This is a genomic window from Pseudoalteromonas sp. NSLLW218, from assembly GCF_015864775.1.
In the GTDB taxonomy this organism is placed as follows: domain Bacteria; phylum Pseudomonadota; class Gammaproteobacteria; order Enterobacterales; family Alteromonadaceae; genus Pseudoalteromonas.
On the sequence record NZ_JADYWO010000045.1, the window covers coordinates 1 to 516 of the forward strand.

Annotated in this window: 1 protein-coding gene; it reads left to right on the plus strand. The window is 51.0% G+C overall.

Features of this window, described 5'->3' with window-relative positions; all coding sequences use genetic code 11:
* Window positions 1-516, plus strand: a 516-nt coding sequence (locus tag I6E80_RS20355; RefSeq protein ID WP_197186326.1) for a hypothetical protein, incomplete at both ends; no start/stop codon positions are given.

The following is a 516-nucleotide window of genomic DNA, read 5'->3' on the forward strand; positions in this document are numbered from 1 at the left end:
CGGTGTTGCGAAGCCCAAACCTTTGGTGATATACTTCACTAAAAGCGCAGCTTCACAAAAGCCCGGACACCCCTTAATAGCCAAACCTGTTCCTTTCCCGTACCAAAATAGTCACGCGGTCCCGTGGAGATATACACCTCCGGGGAAGAAGGAAGAAGAAGTCACTGACGTCAGCTCGCTGTCAGCTAAAGTAACAAATATCACGGGACTGAGTGGTGTGACCCGTAGCGGTCGTGTGTTTGCACCCCCGGATCTACCAGTCCAACCCGCGAATGTCAAGGGGAAAGCAAAGGTGGTGGAGGAACAAGATGATGAAATACCCCTTGCTTCGAATAAAGATATTCCGGCAAAGGGCCCCCCGGAGAAAAAGGATGGTAAAAAGGAGGTGTCGCTAGAGGAAGCCAGCGAGTTCCTTCGGATAATTCAGCAGAGCGAATTCAAGGTTATCGAACAGCTCAACAAAACCCCGGCTAGGGTCTCGCTGTTGGAGTTACTTATGAGCTCCGAGCCTCATTG